The organism is Alloyangia mangrovi (assembly GCF_002300555.2).
Classification (GTDB): domain Bacteria; phylum Pseudomonadota; class Alphaproteobacteria; order Rhodobacterales; family Rhodobacteraceae; genus Salipiger; species Salipiger mangrovi.
In genome coordinates this window covers 1-16,756 of record NZ_NTHN02000083.1, presented here as the reverse complement: position 1 = coordinate 16,756, position 16,756 = coordinate 1, and the positions used below count along the sequence as shown (strand labels likewise).

The 16,756-nt window shown below is 67.2% G+C and carries 17 protein-coding genes; 10 read left to right on the top strand and 7 right to left on the bottom strand.

Annotated elements, in window-relative coordinates:
- Positions 1-2,279: amino acid adenylation domain-containing protein (locus CLG85_RS25405; protein ID WP_260350239.1), on the top strand; the 2,279-nt coding region annotated here is incomplete at its 5' end.
- Between the two features lie 21 nt (positions 2,280-2,300).
- Here the strand turns inward: CLG85_RS25405 and CLG85_RS25400 are convergent.
- Complete coding sequence (locus CLG85_RS25400; protein ID WP_260350238.1) at positions 2,301-3,176, bottom strand: alpha/beta hydrolase; 876 nt, start codon at positions 3,174-3,176, stop codon at positions 2,301-2,303.
- A gap of 96 nt (positions 3,177-3,272) precedes the next feature.
- Between CLG85_RS25400 and CLG85_RS25395 the strand changes: the two genes are divergently transcribed.
- Genes CLG85_RS25395 through CLG85_RS25380 form a run of 4 tightly spaced genes read left to right on the top strand, consistent with a single transcriptional unit; the run spans position 3,273 to position 6,792 of the window.
- Positions 3,273-4,409 carry an ABC transporter substrate-binding protein gene (locus CLG85_RS25395; RefSeq protein WP_095884344.1) on the top strand — a complete coding sequence of 379 codons (1,137 nt, stop codon included), beginning with the start codon at positions 3,273-3,275 and terminating at the stop codon, positions 4,407-4,409.
- Positions 4,406-5,449, top strand: coding sequence for a FecCD family ABC transporter permease (locus CLG85_RS25390; RefSeq protein ID WP_095884345.1), 1,044 nt, complete (start codon positions 4,406-4,408; stop codon positions 5,447-5,449). Before CLG85_RS25395 ends, CLG85_RS25390 begins: the two co-directional genes overlap by 4 nt.
- Positions 5,446-6,231, top strand: a complete 786-nt coding sequence (locus CLG85_RS25385) for an ABC transporter ATP-binding protein (protein WP_260350237.1) — start codon at positions 5,446-5,448, stop codon at positions 6,229-6,231. Before CLG85_RS25390 ends, CLG85_RS25385 begins: the two co-directional genes overlap by 4 nt.
- 18 nt (positions 6,232-6,249) lie before the next feature.
- On the top strand, positions 6,250-6,792 hold the full coding sequence (locus CLG85_RS25380) for a cytochrome b (RefSeq protein WP_095883760.1): 543 nt from the start codon (positions 6,250-6,252) through the stop codon (positions 6,790-6,792).
- 129 nt (positions 6,793-6,921) lie between these two features.
- On the opposite strand, the gene CLG85_RS25375 is transcribed toward CLG85_RS25380, so the two are convergent.
- From CLG85_RS25375 to CLG85_RS25360, 4 genes are all read right to left on the bottom strand, one after another.
- A complete protein-coding gene (locus CLG85_RS25375) occupies positions 6,922-8,034 on the bottom strand; it encodes a site-specific DNA-methyltransferase (RefSeq protein ID WP_095883759.1) in 1,113 nt (370 codons plus the stop codon).
- A gap of 71 nt (positions 8,035-8,105) precedes the next feature.
- Entirely contained in the window at positions 8,106-8,753 is a 648-nt protein-coding gene (gene rnhB, locus CLG85_RS25370) for a ribonuclease HII (protein WP_095883758.1), read from the bottom strand.
- Between the two features lie 37 nt (positions 8,754-8,790).
- Positions 8,791-9,717: a tyrosine recombinase XerC gene (locus CLG85_RS25365; RefSeq protein WP_095883757.1), complete on the bottom strand. Its 927-nt coding sequence runs from the start codon at positions 9,715-9,717 to the stop codon at positions 8,791-8,793.
- Positions 9,714-10,418, bottom strand: coding sequence for a DUF484 family protein (locus CLG85_RS25360; RefSeq protein ID WP_095883756.1), 705 nt, complete (start codon positions 10,416-10,418; stop codon positions 9,714-9,716). Before CLG85_RS25360 ends, CLG85_RS25365 begins: the two co-directional genes overlap by 4 nt.
- Positions 10,419-10,621: 203 nt before the next feature.
- On the opposite strand from CLG85_RS25360, the gene CLG85_RS25355 reads away from it, so the two are divergent.
- A complete protein-coding gene (locus CLG85_RS25355; protein ID WP_095883755.1) occupies positions 10,622-10,939 on the top strand; it encodes an antibiotic biosynthesis monooxygenase family protein in 318 nt (105 codons plus the stop codon).
- Between the two features lie 25 nt (positions 10,940-10,964).
- Here CLG85_RS25355 and CLG85_RS25350 read toward each other — a convergent pair whose 3' ends face one another.
- A complete protein-coding gene (locus tag CLG85_RS25350; RefSeq protein WP_095883754.1) occupies positions 10,965-11,660 on the bottom strand; it encodes a winged helix family transcriptional regulator in 696 nt (231 codons plus the stop codon).
- A 285-nt stretch (positions 11,661-11,945) separates the two neighbouring features.
- On the opposite strand from CLG85_RS25350, the gene CLG85_RS25345 reads away from it, so the two are divergent.
- Positions 11,946-12,353, top strand: coding sequence for a universal stress protein (locus tag CLG85_RS25345; RefSeq protein ID WP_095883753.1), 408 nt, complete (start codon positions 11,946-11,948; stop codon positions 12,351-12,353).
- 66 nt (positions 12,354-12,419) lie between these two features.
- Here the strand turns inward: CLG85_RS25345 and CLG85_RS25340 are convergent, their stop codons facing one another.
- On the bottom strand, positions 12,420-13,481 hold the full coding sequence (locus CLG85_RS25340; protein WP_260350236.1) for an NAD-dependent epimerase/dehydratase family protein: 1,062 nt from the start codon (positions 13,479-13,481) through the stop codon (positions 12,420-12,422).
- Positions 13,482-14,059: 578 nt separating this feature from the next.
- Between CLG85_RS25340 and CLG85_RS25335 the strand changes: the two genes are divergently transcribed.
- The 3 genes from CLG85_RS25335 (at position 14,060) to CLG85_RS25325 (ending at position 16,534) form a co-directional block, all read left to right on the top strand.
- Entirely contained in the window at positions 14,060-14,278 is a 219-nt protein-coding gene (locus CLG85_RS25335; RefSeq protein ID WP_095880414.1) for a hypothetical protein, read from the top strand.
- Positions 14,279-14,497: 219 nt separating this feature from the next.
- Positions 14,498-15,418 (top strand): hypothetical protein, encoded by a 921-nt coding sequence (locus CLG85_RS25330; protein ID WP_141244391.1) that lies wholly within the window; start codon positions 14,498-14,500, stop codon positions 15,416-15,418.
- A gap of 144 nt (positions 15,419-15,562) precedes the next feature.
- Positions 15,563-16,534 carry a nucleotidyltransferase family protein gene (locus CLG85_RS25325; RefSeq protein ID WP_095880412.1) on the top strand — a complete coding sequence of 324 codons (972 nt, stop codon included), beginning with the start codon at positions 15,563-15,565 and terminating at the stop codon, positions 16,532-16,534.
- Positions 16,535-16,756: the final 222 nt, after the last annotated feature.

The following is a 16,756-nucleotide window of genomic DNA, read 5'->3' as shown; positions in this document are numbered from 1 at the left end:
CGCTCGACCCCGAGAACCCGCCCGCCCGCCTTGCCGCGCTGCTCGAACGCACCGGCGCGGTCGCGCTGCTGGCGGAGGCGGATCTCGACGCGGGGGGCATGACGCCCTTCGCGCCCGGCGATTGGCCCGAGACCGGAGACGCGCCCGAGCCCGGCACCACGCCGGACGATCTGGCCTATATCCTCTTCACCTCCGGCTCTACCGGCGAACCCAAGGGGGTGATGATCGAGCATCGCGCCATCGTCAACCGGCTGCTGTGGATGCGCGAATTCTATGGTATCGGTACCATGGACCGTATCCTGCAGAAGACGCCAACCACCTTCGACGTCTCGGTCTGGGAGCTGTTCCTGCCCTACCTCTGCGGTGCCACGCTGGTCTTTGCAGAGCCGGGCGCGCATCGCGACCCCACGGCGATCGCGCGGCTGGTGCGGAGCCGGGGCATCACCACGATGCATTTCGTACCCTCGATGCTCTCGGCCTTTCTCGAGGCCCCGGCCTCCGAGGGGCTTTCGCTCACCCGCGTCTTCTGCTCGGGCGAGGCGCTGACCGCCGAGCACCGCAGCCGCTTCCACGCGCGGGTGAAGGCCCAGTTGCACAATCTCTACGGCCCGACCGAGGCGGCGGTGGACGTAACCTATTGGGACGCAGCCCCCGAGGACGACAGCCTGCCGCTGCCCATCGGGCTGCCGGTCTGGAACACCCGGGTGATGGTGCTCGACGCCCGCATGCGCCCGGTGCCGCCGGGGGTGCACGGGCAGCTCTACCTTGGCGGGGTGCAACTGGCGCGCGGGTATCTCGGGCGGCCGGACCTGACAGAGGAGCGCTTCATTGCCGATCCTTTCCGCCCCGGAGAGCGGCTCTATGCGACCGGCGACGTGGCCTACCTGCGCCCCGACGGCGCGGTGGTCTATGCGGGTCGGGCCGATCATCAGGTGAAGATCCGCGGCATGCGGATCGAGCCGGGCGAGATCGAGGGTGCGATCAAGGCAACCGGGCTGGTGCGCGATGCCGTCGTCCTCGCCCGCACCGATGGCGGCGCGGACCCGCGCCTCGTGGCCTATGTGCTGACCGGGCCGGGATTTGACAGCGCCCCGCTGATGGCCGAGCTCGCGACCGCGCTGCCCTCGCACATGGTGCCCGCGGCGGTGGTCGCGCTGGAGAGCTGGCCGATGACCAGCTCGGGCAAGCTCGATCGCAAGGCGCTGCCCGCGCCGGTGCTCGAGATGCCCAAAGGCACGTCGGCGGTCGGCCCGGTCGAGGAACGTCTGGCGGCGCTCTACCGCGAGGTGCTGCACCTGCCGCAGACCCCGGGCCGCGAAGCGGATTTCTTCGACCTTGGCGGCGACAGCCTGACGGCGCTCACCCTCAGCTTCCGCATCGAGGCCATCTTCGGGCAGGATCCGGGGCTGGGGCAGATCTTCGAAACCCCCGGCCTTGCGCAGCTCGCTCGCGCGCTCGAGATGGCCGATACGGCGCGCGCCGGCCTCGCGCCGCTGCTGCCGCTGGCCGAAGGGGAGGGCGCACCGCTCTTCATCCTGCATCCGGCGGGTGGGCTCGGCTGGGGCTACCGGCGGCTGGCGCGGGCACTGAGCGCGCCGCGCCCGGTCTTCGCCGTGCAATCGCCGCTGCTGACCGGCGAGCCGCTGCCGGGCAGCCTGCGCACGCTCGCCGCGGATTACGCCGACCGGATCGAGGCGCAGGCGCCGCAGGGGATGATCCACCTCGCCGGATGGTCGGTGGGCGGCATCCTCGCGCAGGAGATCGCGGTGGAGCTGGCCGCGCGCGGCCGCGCGCCGGGCCTTGTCGCCATGCTCGACAGCTACCCTGCCGAGTGCTGGCGGGCCGAGCCGGAACTCTCGGACGCCGAGGCGCTGCGCGCCCTGCTGGCCATCGCCGGGCACGACCCGGACAGCCACCCCGAGCTCGACAGCCGCGCTTCGGTGGTGGCCTTCCTCAAGCAGGGCGGCACGCCGCTCGGCAGCCTGCCCGACGCGGTGCTCGACGCGGTGGTGCAATTGGTCACCGGCACCAACCGGCTGATCCGGGGCCACGAGCACCGGCGCTACGGCGGCACGCTCACCCATGTCCGCGCGGCGCGCGACCACGCCGGGCGCGACCTGCGCGCGGCGCTCTGGGACGGCCATGCGGGGCGGGTCGAGGGGCTCGATCTGCCGCTGCTGCACCCCGAGATGGTTTCGCAGGTGGCTGCCGAGGCGCTCGGGCCGGAGTTCTCGGTGCGCATGGAGCGGGCCGAGGCGCTGCAGCGGGAGACGGCCTGAGCGGCGGCTCAGGCCGTCATGTTACCGTGCCGCCAGCGCCAGCGTCCCGGGCAGCGAGGCGGGCAGCGAGGCGATATGCACCGCGCCCGGGTAGACCTGCGCCGAGATCTCCAGCCCGGCGGGCGCGCCCTGCAGTTGCTCGATCATCCGCAGGGTGGGCTGCGGCGGTCCCTCGGGCTGCGGACCTGCGCTGCCGGTGCGCTTTTCCCTGTTACCCATGCCGAAGTGCAGCGGCCGGGGCGCGCCCGCGGCGATGTTTCGCTGCGAGACCAGCCGGGCGACCAGCGCCTCGTCCCACCAGACCGACGGGCTGATGGAGGCGAACCGGGCGAAGCACTCGGGGCGGGTCAGCGCGGCGAAGAGCGTGAAGAGTCCGCCGAAGCTGTGGCCCCAGAGCGTGCGCCGCGCGGGATCGACCGGCAGGCCGCGCTCGACTTCGGTGCGCATGCTGCCGGTCAGCCGGGCGAGATAGGCCTCGGCCCCGCCCGCGAGGCGTTCGGGGTGATGCGGGTCGGGCCGCGGCGCGGCACCGGGGGCCACGGGGGGCGAGTAGTCGAAGATGCGATGGGCGCGGGCGAACTGCTTGTCGGTGTCATAGCCGATCCCGGCGATGATCAAACCCGGCGCCTCCTCGAGCAGCGCGGGCGTCAGGAAATCGAAGGCCGCGTTGCCGTCGAGCAGGTAGAGGATCGGCCATCCGCCTTCTGGCGCGGACGCCTTGGGGACCGCGAGGAAGAGCCGCGTTGCGGGCACATCGGGATCGTCGGGACCGCAGGCCTCGCGTGGCAGGACGCGGTTGCTCAGCACGTGCGAAGAGACTGGCGTTGCCAGAATTTCCAGCGTCGCGTCGCGTCCGCGATGCGGCGGCAACGGGGGCTGCGGGGCAGTTTTGCACATGACATCCGCTCTCGGGCTTATTAGTTGACAATACCACTCAAGTAATTTCCCTTGGCGCCGGCTGCAATGGCCGATCGTGCCGAAGAAAGGACTCCCATGACGCCGCGTCTCAGGCATCCGCGCATTCTTCCCGCCAGCTGGCTTTCGGTGGGCCTGTCCCTGGTCCTGGCGCTGCTGCTGATCGGCGCCGGGTCCGCCCGGGCCGAGATCCGCGTGACCGACCTGTCCGGGCGCGAGGTGGTGCTTGAGCAGCCGGCGCGGCGCATCGTGCTGGGGGAGGGGCGGCATCTCGCGGTGCTGGGCATGCTGCATGACGATCCGGTCTCGCTGCTGGCGGGTTGGCGGCAGGACAAGGGGCTCGATCCAGCCACTTTTGAGGCCTATCTGGCGAAATTCCCGGCGCTCGCCGATGTGGCGCCGGTGGGGGCGGGCAACCGGCTGCTCTCGGTCGAGAGCACCATCGCGCTGATGCCCGACCTCGTGCTGCTGAGCCTGATGGATGCGCGCGATCCGCAGATGGAGATGCCGCTGCGCCAGCTCGAGGCGGCGGGCATCCCGGTTGCCTTTGTCGACTTCTTCACTGCGCCGCTGGAGAACACCCTGCCGAGCCTGCGGCTGATCGGGCAGCTCACCGGTGCCGAGGCGAAGGCCGAGGAATTCGCGGGTTTCTACCGGGATCACCTCGACAACATTCGCCTCAAGCTGAAGGCCGCCCAGCCCGCGCCGCCGCGGGTCTTCATCCACGTGCACGCGGCGCCGAGCAATTGCTGCGCCACCGTGGGGCCGGGCGTTTTCGACGAGTTCGTCGAGGCCGCGGGTGGCTACAACATCGGCCGCGACAGCGTGCCGGGGGTGATGGGCAACGTCGGGTTGGAGAACCTGCTGGCCTCGGACCCGGATGTCTATCTGGCCACCGGTGGAGCGCATATGAAGGCGCGCGGCGGGCTGGTGCTGGGGGCGGGGATCGACGACGACGTGGCAGCGCAGAGCTTTGCCGACCTTCTCGATACGCCCGGCTTCGCCGACCTGCGGTCGGTGCGGGAAGGGCGGGCGATCGGCATCTGGCACCTCTTCAACGATTTCCCCGCGCATATCGCGCTGATCGAGGCGCTGGCCAAGCGCTTCCACCCGGACCTTTTCCCGGACCTCGACCCGATGGCCACCATGGCCGAGTTCGAGGACCGCTTCTCGCCGGTCGAGATGACCGGCAGCTACTGGACCCCCGCCGAATGAGCGCCGTCGAGGCGATCCTTGCCGAGCAGATCCGGCGCAGCCAGCGCCGGGTGCTGCTTGTGCTCCTGCTGGGGCTGGGGGCGCTCGCCTCGGTGCTGCTCGATCTGGTGTCGGGGCCGTCCGGCCTGCCGCTCGGGCAGGTGCTTGGCGCGCTGACCGGGGCAGGAGAGGTGCCCAAGGCCGCCGAGGTGATCGTCTGGCAGGTGCGCCTGCCGGTGGCGGTAATGGCGCTCTTGGTCGGTGCTGCGCTTTCGCTCTCGGGGGCCGAGATGCAGACCGTGCTCGACAACCCGCTGGCCGAGCCCTTCACGCTGGGCATCTCGGCCTCGGCGGCGCTTGGCGCGGGGGTGGCGATCGTGCTTGGCCTCGCGATCCCCGGCATCCCGGCGCTTTGGGCGGTCTCGGCCAACGCCTTCCTCTTCGCGCTTCTGGCGCTGGGGCTGTTGCAGCTGGCCTCGGCCCTGCGCGGTGGCGGCTCGGAGGTGGTGATCCTGCTCGGCATCGCGGTCAACTTCACCGCAGCGGCGTTGCTGGCGCTGGTGCAATTCGTCGCCTCGCCGGATGCGCTGCAGCAGCTGGTGTTCTGGACCATGGGAAGCCTCGTCAACGCCCGCTGGGAGGGCATCGCGGTATTGGCGCTGGTGCTCGCCGCCTGCCTGCCGTTCTCGCTGGCGGCGTCGTGGCGGCTGACGGCGCTGCGGCTCGGCAGCGATCAGGCGCAGGGCTTCGGGCTCGACGTGGCCCACCTGCGGCGCTGGACGCTGGTGCGGGTGAGCCTGCTGGCCGCGGCCTCGGTGTCCATGGTGGGCGTGATCGGCTTCGTCGGCCTCGCGGGGCCGCATATCGCGCGCATGGTGGTGGGCGAGGATCACCGCTTCCTTCTGCCTGCGAGCCTGTTCACCGGGGCGCTCTTGATGTCGCTGGCCTCGGTCGCCTCGAAGCTGCTGGTGCCGGGCATCTTGCTGCCTGTGGGCATCGTGACGTCACTGGTCGGCCTGCCGGTGTTCTTTGCCCTCGTGCTGCGGAGGGAGGCAAGATGAGCCTCGATATTCGCGATCTGACCGTCGCGCGCGGGCCGCGCAAGGTCATCGACGGGCTGAGCCTGCCGCTCTTTGCCATGGGCGAATTCGCGGTGATCGCCGGGCCGAATGCGGCGGGAAAGTCGACGCTGCTGCGGGCCATCGCGGGCCTGCTGCCGTCAACCGGAAGCATCACGCTGGACGGGCAGGCGCTGCATGCCCTGCCGCGCGCCGAACAGGCCAGGCTGGTGGGCTTCATGCCGCAGAGCCTCGAGAGCCGCTCGGCATTGACCGTGCTCGACAGCCTGATGGTGGCGATGAACGCCGGTGGCGGGCTGGCCGGGCGGGCGCTGCGCGGGCCGGCGGCGGGGCGTCATGCGCTGGAGGTGCTGGCGCGCTTCGGGCTGGCGGATCTGGCGCTGCGCCCGATGGCGGCGCTCTCGGGCGGGCAGCGGCAGGCGGTTGGTCTCGCGCAGGCGATGATCCGCGACCCGAGGCTCCTTCTACTCGACGAGCCGACCTCGGCGCTCGACCTGGCGCGGCAGTTCCAGCTTCTGTCAGAGGCGCGCAAGCTGGCGCGCGAGGGGCGCATCGTGATCGCGGTGCTGCACGACCTGGCGCTGGCGGCGCAATGGGCCGACCGGGTGGTGCTGCTCGAGGGCGGCGCGCTCAGCGCCTCGGGCGCGCCGGGAGAGGTTCTGACGCCGCGAAGCCTGTCGGAGGTCTACGGCATCGACGCGCGGGTCGAGCGCTGCTCGGAAGGGCGCGTCATGGTCATGGTCGACGGGCTCTCGAAGCCCTGATTTTCAGGAGAGATTACGATGCAGGTTCTAGATAGTTCAGAGCGCTACGGCGCGGTGTCACGGCTGCTGCACTGGGCAATGGCAGTGCTGATCCTGTGGCAGTTCCTTGGAATGGGGCTGAAGCTGATCTTCGGGCGCAACGACTTCGTCGGCTTCTTCGTCGGCACGCATCAGCCGGTGGGGTTTGTCATCTTCTGGCTGGTGGTGATCCGCGCGCTCTGGGCGCTGGCGAGCCGCAAGCGACGTCCCGCGCATGGCACCGGGATGGTCGCCAGGGCCGCGAAGGCCGGCCACGCGCTGCTCTACGCGCTGATGATCGCCATCCCCACGCTGGCGCTGCTGCGCGCCTGGGGCGGCACGCGCGGCTTTGCGCCCTTCGGCTTCGAGGTCTTCGCCCCGCGCGAGGTTGAGGTGAGCTGGGCGACAAGCCTTGCCGGGCTGCTGCATGGCGAGCTGGGTTGGGTGCTGGCTGTTCTGGTCCTTGGCCATATCGCCATGGTGGGCGTGCACGAGAGCCTCTGGCGCGACGGCACGCTGCGCAAGATGGCCGGGCGGCGCTGACGGCCTCCGGCTCGGCCGCACATTTATCCCACAAAGAAAAAGCCCCGCCGCGCGAAGGCGCTGGCGGGGCAAGTTCGTGCCTGCCGAAGCAGGCACCGGCGGTCGTGAAACCGTTCTTGTTCCTGAAACTCAGTTCGGGCGGTCGGCCATCTCGTCGCGGATCTGCTGGCGCAGCACGTCGATCGGGACAAGCTTGCCCTCGCGCTTGAAGTGCCAGTAGGTCCAGCCGTTGCACGAGGGGGCGCCTTCGAGCTGGGCGCCGACCTGATGGATCGAGCCCTTGACCTCGTCGCCGATCAGCGTGCCATCGGCGCGCACCTTGGCGCTCTTGCCCGAGGAGGACACCAGCATCTCGCCGGGGTTCAGCATGCCGCGCTCGACCACCTGGCCGAAGGGCACGCGGGGTTCGGCACGCTTGGCGCGGGTGACTTCCAGCGACGAGCGGTCGAAGGGACGGATCGAGGCGATGCGCTTCTCGGCAACTTCGCGATAGGCCGCTTCGCGCTCGATGCCGATGAAGTCGCGGCCGAGCATCTTGGCGACGGCGCCGGTGGTGCCGGTGCCGAAGAACGGGTCGAGCACCACGTCGCCCGGGTTGGTCGAGCCGACCAGCACGCGATGCAGCAGCGAGGCGGGTTTCTGCGTCGGGTGGGCCTTGTCGCCGTTGGCGTCCTTGAGCCGCTCGCCGCCGTTGCAGATCGGCAGCACCCAGTCAGAGCGCATCTGCACGCCTTCGTTCAGCGCCTTCAGCGCCTCGTAGTTGAAGGTGTACTTGGCGCCCTCGCTCTTCGAGGCCCAGATCATCGTCTCATGGGCGTTGGTGAAGCGCTTGCCGCGGAAGTTCGGCATCGGGTTCGACTTGCGCCACACCACGTCGTTGAGGATCCAGTAGCCCGCGTCCTGCAGCGCCGCGCCGACGCGGAAGATGTTGTGGTAGGAGCCGATCACCCAGAGCGCGCCGTTCGGCTTCAGAAGGCGCTTGGCGGCCTTCAGCCAGTCGCGGGTGAAGCGGTCGTAGGCGGCAAAGCTGTCGAACTGGTCCCAATGGTCGTCGACGGCGTCGACACGGGAGTTGTCCGGGCGGTGGAGATCCCCCTTCAGTTGAAGGTTGTAGGGGGGATCCGCGAAGATCAGGTCAACCGACGCCTCCGGCAGCGCATTCATCTGCTCGATGCAATCGCCGGAAAGAATCGTGTTGAGTGGGAGCGCGGTTGCGCCCTTGGTTTTCGTCATTGCTGTCATTCTCTGCCTCTGCCCCGGCGCATTTTTGCGCTCTTGGATTGGGGATAAAATGAGGGAACAGCGAATCGGGGTCAATTTGTTTTTTTAAAACAGGACCTTACGTTTGCGTCTTGATACAAGATATTGTGTATGGGTGCGAAGGATCTTCTATGGTGTGGGGTCACACCGAAATCTCGGAGGCCATCCATGTGTCTTTTGGAGCCGTACCCTGCGTTAGTTTCCCAGCCGTAATGGGGATACTGTTGCGCCAAGTCCCGCATCAAATCGTCGCGCCAGATCTTCGCGACGATCGACGCAGCCGAGATACTCACAGACTTGCCATCACCCTTAACCACAGCCGTCGCGGGGCAGGGCAGATCGGTCGGCAGGCGATTGCCGTCGATCAGCAGGTGCGCGGGAACGACGGGCAGTGCCGCGACGGCACGGCGCATCGCGAGGTAGGTGGCCTGCAGGATGTTGATCTCGTCGATCTCTTCGACCGAGGCCACGCCAAGCCCGACCTGCGCCTGCGCGCGGATGATCGGCTCCAGCGCCTCGCGGCGCTTGAGGGTGAGTTTCTTGGAGTCGTTGAGCCCCACCGGGATCGACGCGGGGTCGAGGATCACCGCGGCGGCGACCACCGGCCCGGCAAGCGGCCCGCGGCCCACCTCGTCGACCCCGGCGACCAGCGCGCCTTGGGCCCAGAAGGGCGACTCGAATGATGTATCAGGTCCAGTCATGCTGCCGTTCTGCGCCCTTGGGCGCAGCAGGGCAAGCTCAGCCCGCCTTGGGGTGGGTGGCCTCGTAGACCTTCATCAGGTGCACGCTGTCGACGGAAGTATAGGCTTGGGTGGTCGAGAGCGAGGCGTGGCCCAGAAGCTCCTGGATGGCGCGCAGGTCGCCCCCGGCCGACAGCAAATGCGTCGCGAAGCTGTGGCGCATGGCGTGGGGCGTGGCGCTGGCGGGCAAGCCGAGCTGCATGCGGGCCTTTTCGGTCACCGCCTGGATCAGCCGGGCGTTGAGCTTGCCGCCGCGGGCGCCGCGGAAGAGCGGGCTGTCGGGGGTCATCTCGAAGGGGCTGAGCCGCAGGTAGGTCTCGACCGCGCGTCGGGTGACGGGGATGATCGGCACGATGCGCTCCTTGCCCCCCTTGCCGATGATCCGCAGGGACTCGCCGAAGGGCCAGTCGGCGCCGGTCAGCCCCAGTGCCTCGGAGATGCGCAGCCCGCAGCCGTAAAGCAGGGTGACAACCGCCGCGTCGCGCGCCCCGACCCAGCTTTCGCGCGATTGCATCTCGACGGTGTCGATCATCGCGCGGGCGGCGTCTTCGGTGAGCGGACGGGGCAACTTCTTCTGGAACTTCGGGGCGCGGGCCGAGAGCACAGCGGTGGGCTCGAAGCCCTCGCGCTCGGCGAGCCAGCGGTAGAAGCTCTTCACCGCCGAGAGCTTGCGCGCCATCGAGCGGGCGGCGCAGCCATTGCCGTGCAGGTGTGCGAGGAAGGCGCGCATGTCCGGTGTGGTCACCCGCGCCAGTGGCTTCAGGCCCTGCGGCTCGGCGTGGTGCATCGTCTGGAAGGCGATGAACTCGGCCACGTCGCCGCGATAGGCGGTGATGGTGTTCTCCGAGGCGTTCTTCAGCGCGCGGGCGTGATCCAGCCAGGTCTGCAGCGCGTCGCGCGCGGCTGGGGTGAGCGCGAGGCTCACGACAGCCAGCGCCGCATGGTGCGCTCGAAGACCCCGCCGAAGAAGGCAAGAAGATCGGTGCCCTGCTGCGGCGTGAACATCTGCGGATCCTCGGAGCCCATGACCAGCAGGCCAGGAAGGCGACGCGGGCCGAAGTCGAGCTTCAGGCAGGCCTCGGAGCGGATTAGGTCGGCGCGCGGGCCGAAGATGCGGGTGTCGCCAGCGCCGAGCTGGCGCAGGGTGACCTGCCGCAGCGGCGCGTCGGTGCGCTCGGTGAGGTAGCTCGAGACGAAACCCGGCTCGGCCAGCGACAGCACGTCGCCGAGCTTGCTGACGGCGCGTGTGTCGTCGGGGTGGCCGGTTTCCAGCACCAGCCGCATGACATCGACCCGCAGGATCGCGGCGACCTCGCCGTTGAGATCGCGCAGGAAGGGCTCGAAGGCCACCGGGTCGAGCATCCGCAGGATGGCGCGGTGGATCTGGTTGGTGCCGGCAAGGTTCTCGTAGGCTGCGGCGATGACGCTGCGGTGGGTGTCCTCGAGCCGGTCGAGGCGCGACTCCAGCCGCTCCATGGCGATGCCGCGCAGGTCCACGATGTTGGAGCCCATGGCGCGTTCGTTCGACGCGATGAGCGCCTGCATCAGGTCGCGGTCATCGAGAATCATGTCGGGGCGAGAGAGCAGCTGCTCGCGCAGCGTCTCGTCGATACGGGGACTGCTCATGCCTGTTCCGGTCTGTCCGTGCCTGTTCCGGGTGATCCGTGTTTTGTGCGGACCCTAGCAGGTCCGCCGCGCGATTGCGCCCCCTTTTCTTGGACGACCGGCGTGTTTCCGCAAGGTGTGATGAGCTCGCCGCGCGCCGAAGGGAAGGCTTTGGCGGCGCGGGGATTTCTGGCAGACTGCACGGGGCACAGGAGGAGGATCCCATGCCCACCATCACCCATCCCAGCTCCGCCCAGACGGTCGTCACCACCTTCGAGACCAGCCCGGGCACCTGCCAGGACCTGCTCGAGGCGCTGGAAGAGGCCTATGACGCCTTCATCTCGAAGCAGCCGGGGTTCGTCGGGGCGGGCCTGCACGTGAACGACGCGCAGACCCGGATCGCCAACTACTCGCAATGGGAGCGCCGCGAGGATTTCCTTGCCATGCTGCGCAGTTCCGAGATGCGCGCCTGGAACCGCCGGTTCAACGATCTGTGCCGCAGTTTCGAGCCGGTGCTCTACGAGGTGGCGGCGGTCTACTGACCGCGACACCCCGTGTGGCGGGCGCTCAGGCGGCCATGGTGCGCGCGGTGCCGCGGCGCTCGGTGACCTGCAGTCGGTAGCCCTCGCCGCGCACGGTCTCGATGGAGAGCGCTGCCTCGACCGGGGCGAGATGGGCGCGCAGGTTGCACATGTAGACGTCGAAGACCCGCGGCGCGGGCTCGTTCTCGAAGCCGTAGACGTGGCTCATCAGCGTCTCGCGCGTGGCGAGACGACCGGGGCGCAGGGCGAGGAACTCGAGGATCTCGTAGAGCTTGGGCGAGAGCGAGAGGGTGGTGGCGCCGAAATGCACCCGACGTTTCTCGAGATCGAAGCGCAGCGGGCCGCAGTCGCTGACCGGCAGCGAGACGCCGTGCGCGCGGCGGGCGACCGCGCCGAGGCGGGCAAGGATTTCTTCGGGAGACGCCTCGGAGGGCAGCACGGTGTCGGCCCCTGCCATCAGCCAGGCGGCGATCTGCGCGCCGTCCGCATCGCGCGAGATGACCGCGATCGGCACCTCGGGGCTCAGTTCGCGCAGGCGGGTCAGCGTGGTCTGGCTGCGCAGCACGGCGGCCTCGATCACCAGGAGGTCATGCGCGCCGATACGGTGGAATTCCTCGATGTCCTCGGCGGCTTCGCAGCGGGTCAGCAGCGTGCCGGTCTGCGCCAGGGCGTGGCCGAGGCTCATCATCTTCCAGGTGGTTTCAGCGATCAGGTAGCGCATGGGCAGGCTCCTCCTATGAACCGCGGGCGCGGGCCCGGCGGCAAATCCATTCTCTTGGGGGCGGGGGTGACCGTTCTTGCAGGTCTGCCGGGATACCCGGGGCCTCCCATGGGCCCGGAGGGGGCTGTCGGGGGAGGGCGGCGCGTTCTGCGGCCCGTCCCAAGGGGTAGCGCGCAATTGTGCCCGAAATGTGTTGGCATCTTGGGGCGTGCAGGATGATTTGTATCAAGGCGCTATACCTTCGCAGAGCCCATGATGCCGTCAGGTCAGGAAAGGAGGACTTTCATGTACAAGAACATTCTGGTGCCGATCGCATTCGATAGCGACTCGAAGGCGCTGAAATCGCTCGAGGTCGCCAAGGCGCTCGCCGAGCCCGGCGCGAAGATCACCCTGCTTCACGTCCTGGAGCATATCCCGGGCTATGCGATCACCTACCTGCCGCCGGATTACCTCGCGCAGTCGCGTGCCGCGCTGGAGAAGGAGCTCGCCGACATGGCGGCGAAGGTGCCCGGGGCAAAGGGCATGGTCATCGAGGGGCATTCCGGGCGGTCGATCCTCGAATATGGCGAGGAAAACGGCTGCGACCTGATCATCATCGCCTCGCATCAGCCGGCGATGAGCGACTACCTCCTTGGATCGACCGCGGCGGTGGTCGTGCGCCATGCCCATTGCGCGGTGCATGTGCTGCGCTGACGCTCGCGACTGGAAAACAGGCGGCGCGGGCGCCGTAGTGCGCCCGGCACAGGTTCGGGGCGGCGGTCAGGAGATGCGCCGCAAATCGCCCGAGGCGAGCGAGGCCCGCGACCAGTCGTTGGTGCCGTAATAGTCGCGGTACCAGTCGACAAAGGCCTGCACTCCCTTGGCAAGGTCGGTGTCGGGGCGGTAGCCGGTCAGCTTGTGCAGCAGCGAGGCATCGGCCCAGGTGGCCGGCACGTCGCCGGGCTGCATGCACATGGGGTTGCGCTGCGCCGCGAGGCCGGTGGCCCGCTCGATGGCGGCGATGAACTCGCCGAGCGGCACGGCCTGCGAATTGCCGATATTGATCACCCGCCAGGGCGCGACCGGGGACAGCGAGTCTCCCGCGGGGACGACACCCTCGACGGGCCGGGCCGGCACAACGTCGATCAGCAGCCGGATTCCCTGCACGAGGTCGGTGACATAGGTGAAGTCGCGCATCATCCGCCCGTGGTTGTAGACGTCGATCGGCGTGCCGCTGAGGATCGCCTTGGTGAACTTGAAGAGCGCCATGTCCGGGCGGCCCCAGGGGCCGTAGACAGTGAAGAAGCGGAACATGGTGACCGGCAGATCGTAAAGATGCGCATAGCTGTGGGCCATGCATTCGGTGGCCTTCTTGGTGGCCGCGTAGAAAGACATCTGGTGATCGGTGCGCTCGGTTTCGGTGTAGGGCATCTCCTTGTTGGCGCCATAGACCGAGGATGTCGAGGCCAGCAGCATGTGGCCCGGCGGGAAAGAGCGCGCCGCTTCGAGCAGCTCGAAGGTGCCCATCATGTTGCTTTCAAGATAGCTGCGCGGATCCTCCAGCGAGTGGCGCACCCCCGCTTGCGCGGCGAGATGCACGACGACGTCGGGCCGCTCGCGCGCAAAGACCTCGTCAAGCAGGCCCTTGGTCTCGATGGCGCTGTTGAGAACCGTGAAACCGGCATGCTTCTGCAGCATGGCCTGCCTGCGACGTTTCAGTTCCACGTCATAATAGTCGGAAAGATTGTCGACCCCTACGACGCGAAACCCGTCGTGCAGCAGTCGTTGACACAGATGGTACCCGATAAAGCCTGAAGAGCCAGTGACCAAGGCCGTGCGCATCAATGAACTCCTACCAAAAAATAAATTCAAGAAATCAATATCTATTGTCTTGTGGGCAGCCTGCGCACAACGCAAGCGCTTTCTTCCTCGAGGCCGGCTTTGCTCAGTCCGCCGCCGGTCCTGGCCCATTCACGCGGCGACTTGCCTTGTGAGCGTGCCCGATGAGATCGCGAGGCGCTAATGGCCCCTCGCAGAGTGCCAAGAGTGCACGAAAAGGTTGATTCGAGCGAGCCAGTTGGCGCGCACGCCCGACTCCGGGACCGGTCGGGGGTAGGGCGCGACAGGCAGGGCGACCATCCGCGAATTGTTGCCAGATTGGAAAACAGCGATTTGCCTACCGATTGGGCATCCCCGCCGGTGTGGTGGGCCGCGCCTCACCCGTTTCAATGGGCTGTAACAGCGGGCTACGTCCTTGCGATAAAACGGTTTCGCTGCGGCGATCCTTGGTGGTCATACAGTGCGCACGTCGGCGCACAATAAAGTGTGTGTGAAGTCTAGGTTAATGCAGCCTTAAAGATAATTGGCACAGTGAATGTGCTGCGCTATAGTTCGAATCATTGGAAAAAGGAGTTTTCAAAATGACTGACAAGACCCCTCTGGGGGACTCTCTCGAGTCTCCCGGCCGTCGTGAACTGCTTGGCAAGGCCGGGAAATACGCAGCGGTGACCCCGCTGGCAGTGACCGCGCTCCTGTCGACCTCGATGCAGGCGAATGCCGGTGGCATCTTCCGCTCGGGCGGCGTGAACTGCAAGCCCGGCCGCAAGTACAAAATGAAGAAGAAGTACGGCGTGAACTAAGCCAGCCGGACGCTTGTATTACCTGGCTTCCTGATTTTCTTCATTTTGAGAAGACGTAATTCGTTGAGTGAAAACCTTTTTGTCCTCCCCGCAGCAGGGGTCACGCTGGCGCAAGTGAACTGCCAGCATCTTCTCTTGGTCCCAGAGAAGGAACTTCTGTTTTCGGCAACTCCCCCGGTGGCCGAGGCTTGGGCAGGGTTTGAACTTGGCGTTGCGTCCGTGACATCGGATGCCGCTGCCGAAACAGGTGGCGGCATTCTTCTGGACCTGATGCAGATCGGTGCCCTCGAGCCGCTTTCGACGACAAGCGGTCCGGCGCGGGTCGGCTGTTTCGAAACTCTCGATCTGGCCAGCGTGCATGTGGTCGTGGCCTTCGAGGATGAGGCCCTGCGCGCCGAGCTGATGCCCTGCTTTGCCCATCTTGCCGTGTCGCCCCACCGGGGAGACGCGCACCTCGTGGTGCAGCGAGAGGGTGACCGGATCGGGATCGCGCACCGCGACGGGGACATGGACTGGGTGGCGCCGCCCGAGGCCGTGCCCTTGCTCAAGATCAAGATGACCGAGGTCGTCTTCGATCATACGCACTACATCATGCTGCACGCCGCACTGCTCGGTCGGGGCGGGCGATGCCTGCTGCTGCTGGGCGACGCCGGCGCGGGCAAGAGCACGCTCGCGACGGCGCTCGAGAGCGCCGGGTTTGCCCTGCTGAGCGACGACATCGTGCTGCTCTCGCACAGCGGCGAGGTCTCGGCCCTGCCGTTCCCGGTGACGCTGAAGGAAGGCTCGTGGTCGCTGCTCGACCACCGCCGCGCCGAGATCGAAGGCGCCGGGCAGCACTTGCGCCCGGATGCGCTGCATGTGCGCTATCTTGGTCTCTCGGGCGAGGCGGGCTGGAAGGACGTCGGCTGGGTGCTGAAGCTCGACCGGCAACAGGAGGGCCCTGCCTCGGTCTCGGAACTGTCGCTTGCGGATACCTTCTCGGCGCTTCTCGGCGCCGCCTGGTCCGGCGACGAGACGATGTCGCCCGAGGTCTTCGAGGCCATGGCCGGCTGCCTGCATGGCGCGCGCTACGGGCGCCTGACCTATTCTGATTTGCCGCGGGCGCTCATCGAGGTGTCCCGCTTCTGCGAAAAGGGTTGAACGAACCGCGACGGAGGTGTGGAGTACTTCGAATTTCTGTTGAAAATGATTGTTGGTAAATGATTTTTATAATTTCTTTTTAATTTCTTGCGTTCTTTTTATTGATCGCGTTTCGCCCATTTTTAACGGCATTGGGACAGGAACATGAAAGCAGGCGTCGCAGCGTCTTCCCCGCTGGAATATCTCGGTCGTGCGCTCTGCGGCGACCTTGGTCATGTCCCGGATTGGCCGGGGCTGATCGGGACGGCGAATGACGAGTTTGTCACCCCCGCCCTGTTCCAAAGCCTGCGGCAGGAAGATGTCCCGGCCGCCGAACCCGAGGCCATGGCCTATCTCGGAGAGCTCGATTCCCTCAATTGTCGTCGGAATGGAAATCTCTGGGCCATGGTTGCGGAGTGCACGGGCCTGCTGAACGCCGCCGGCATCGTGCCGACCCTGATCAAGGGGGCGAGCGAGATGGCCCTCCAGGACGACCCCGCGCGGTTCTACCGGTTGATGATTGACGTTGATCTGCTGGTCGAACCCGACGAGATCACCCGCGCGCAGCAACTCTTCGCCGAGGCCGGGTTCGAGCGGATCGAAGACAGCGAATACGCGCATTCGCCCGGCAGCTTCTGGAAGGAGGGCTACGTCGGCACGCTCGACCTGCACGCCGGTCTGCAGTCCGACATCGGGCGGTTCCTATCCGAGGGCGATTGGCAGAGTAGGCGCGAGCTGCGCAGCCGCGACGGGCTGCGGTTCTACGTTCCCGATGCGTCCATGCGCCTGTTGATCAACATCAGCCATGACATGCTGCATCATACCGGGCTCGCGCGCGGCGGGATCAGCCTGCGGTACCTGCTGCCGCTCCGTGCGCAGATCTGCAACGACGGCGGGGCGCTCGACTGGCCCTGGTTGCTTTGGCTGCGCCGGGACCGCGGTTTCCGCCTCGCTTTCGATCTGCAGATGCTCATGCTGCACGAGCTCTTCGGCATGCCCCTGCCGCAGGGGGTGCAGCCGGATCTTGCGACACGGGCCCTCCACCGGCGCCGCCTGCTCAAGGCACGTCACCCGCGTCTGGCCGACCTGGAATGGGCCGTGGTGAAACCGATCTACTCACGGCTGAAGCGGCATTGACCGATTCAGCCATACGGCTGGTGCTTGCCTGTCTGGCACCACTTCCTCCCCTGATGATGCCGTAGGAGGGCCAAGCAAGGCGAATCTGCTTTGAGTTGTGCCTTCATGGCGGTACATCATGCTCATTATTATTGTTTTTCTGAGGATTGTTGCGATGAAGATTGCCATTATCGGCACCGGTTACGTCGGCCTTGTCTCTGGCGTGTGTTTCTCCGACTTCGG

Coding starts and splice junctions, on each gene's coding strand:
- CLG85_RS25400 (WP_260350238.1), bottom strand. CDS start 3,176: ATGTGCAAAACTGCCCCGCAGCCCCCGTTGCCGCCGCATCGCGGACGC.
- CLG85_RS25395 (WP_095884344.1), top strand. CDS start 3,273: ATGACGCCGCGTCTCAGGCATCCGCGCATTCTTCCCGCCAGCTGGCTT.
- CLG85_RS25390 (WP_095884345.1), top strand. CDS start 4,406: ATGAGCGCCGTCGAGGCGATCCTTGCCGAGCAGATCCGGCGCAGCCAG.
- CLG85_RS25385 (WP_260350237.1), top strand. CDS start 5,446: ATGAGCCTCGATATTCGCGATCTGACCGTCGCGCGCGGGCCGCGCAAG.
- CLG85_RS25380 (WP_095883760.1), top strand. CDS start 6,250: ATGCAGGTTCTAGATAGTTCAGAGCGCTACGGCGCGGTGTCACGGCTG.
- CLG85_RS25375 (WP_095883759.1), bottom strand. CDS start 8,034: ATGACAGCAATGACGAAAACCAAGGGCGCAACCGCGCTCCCACTCAAC.
- rnhB (WP_095883758.1), bottom strand. CDS start 8,753: ATGACTGGACCTGATACATCATTCGAGTCGCCCTTCTGGGCCCAAGGC.
- CLG85_RS25360 (WP_095883756.1), bottom strand. CDS start 10,418: ATGAGCAGTCCCCGTATCGACGAGACGCTGCGCGAGCAGCTGCTCTCT.
- CLG85_RS25355 (WP_095883755.1), top strand. CDS start 10,622: ATGCCCACCATCACCCATCCCAGCTCCGCCCAGACGGTCGTCACCACC.
- CLG85_RS25350 (WP_095883754.1), bottom strand. CDS start 11,660: ATGCGCTACCTGATCGCTGAAACCACCTGGAAGATGATGAGCCTCGGC.
- CLG85_RS25345 (WP_095883753.1), top strand. CDS start 11,946: ATGTACAAGAACATTCTGGTGCCGATCGCATTCGATAGCGACTCGAAG.
- CLG85_RS25340 (WP_260350236.1), bottom strand. CDS start 13,481: ATGCGCACGGCCTTGGTCACTGGCTCTTCAGGCTTTATCGGGTACCAT.
- CLG85_RS25335 (WP_095880414.1), top strand. CDS start 14,060: ATGACTGACAAGACCCCTCTGGGGGACTCTCTCGAGTCTCCCGGCCGT.
- CLG85_RS25325 (WP_095880412.1), top strand. CDS start 15,563: ATGAAAGCAGGCGTCGCAGCGTCTTCCCCGCTGGAATATCTCGGTCGT.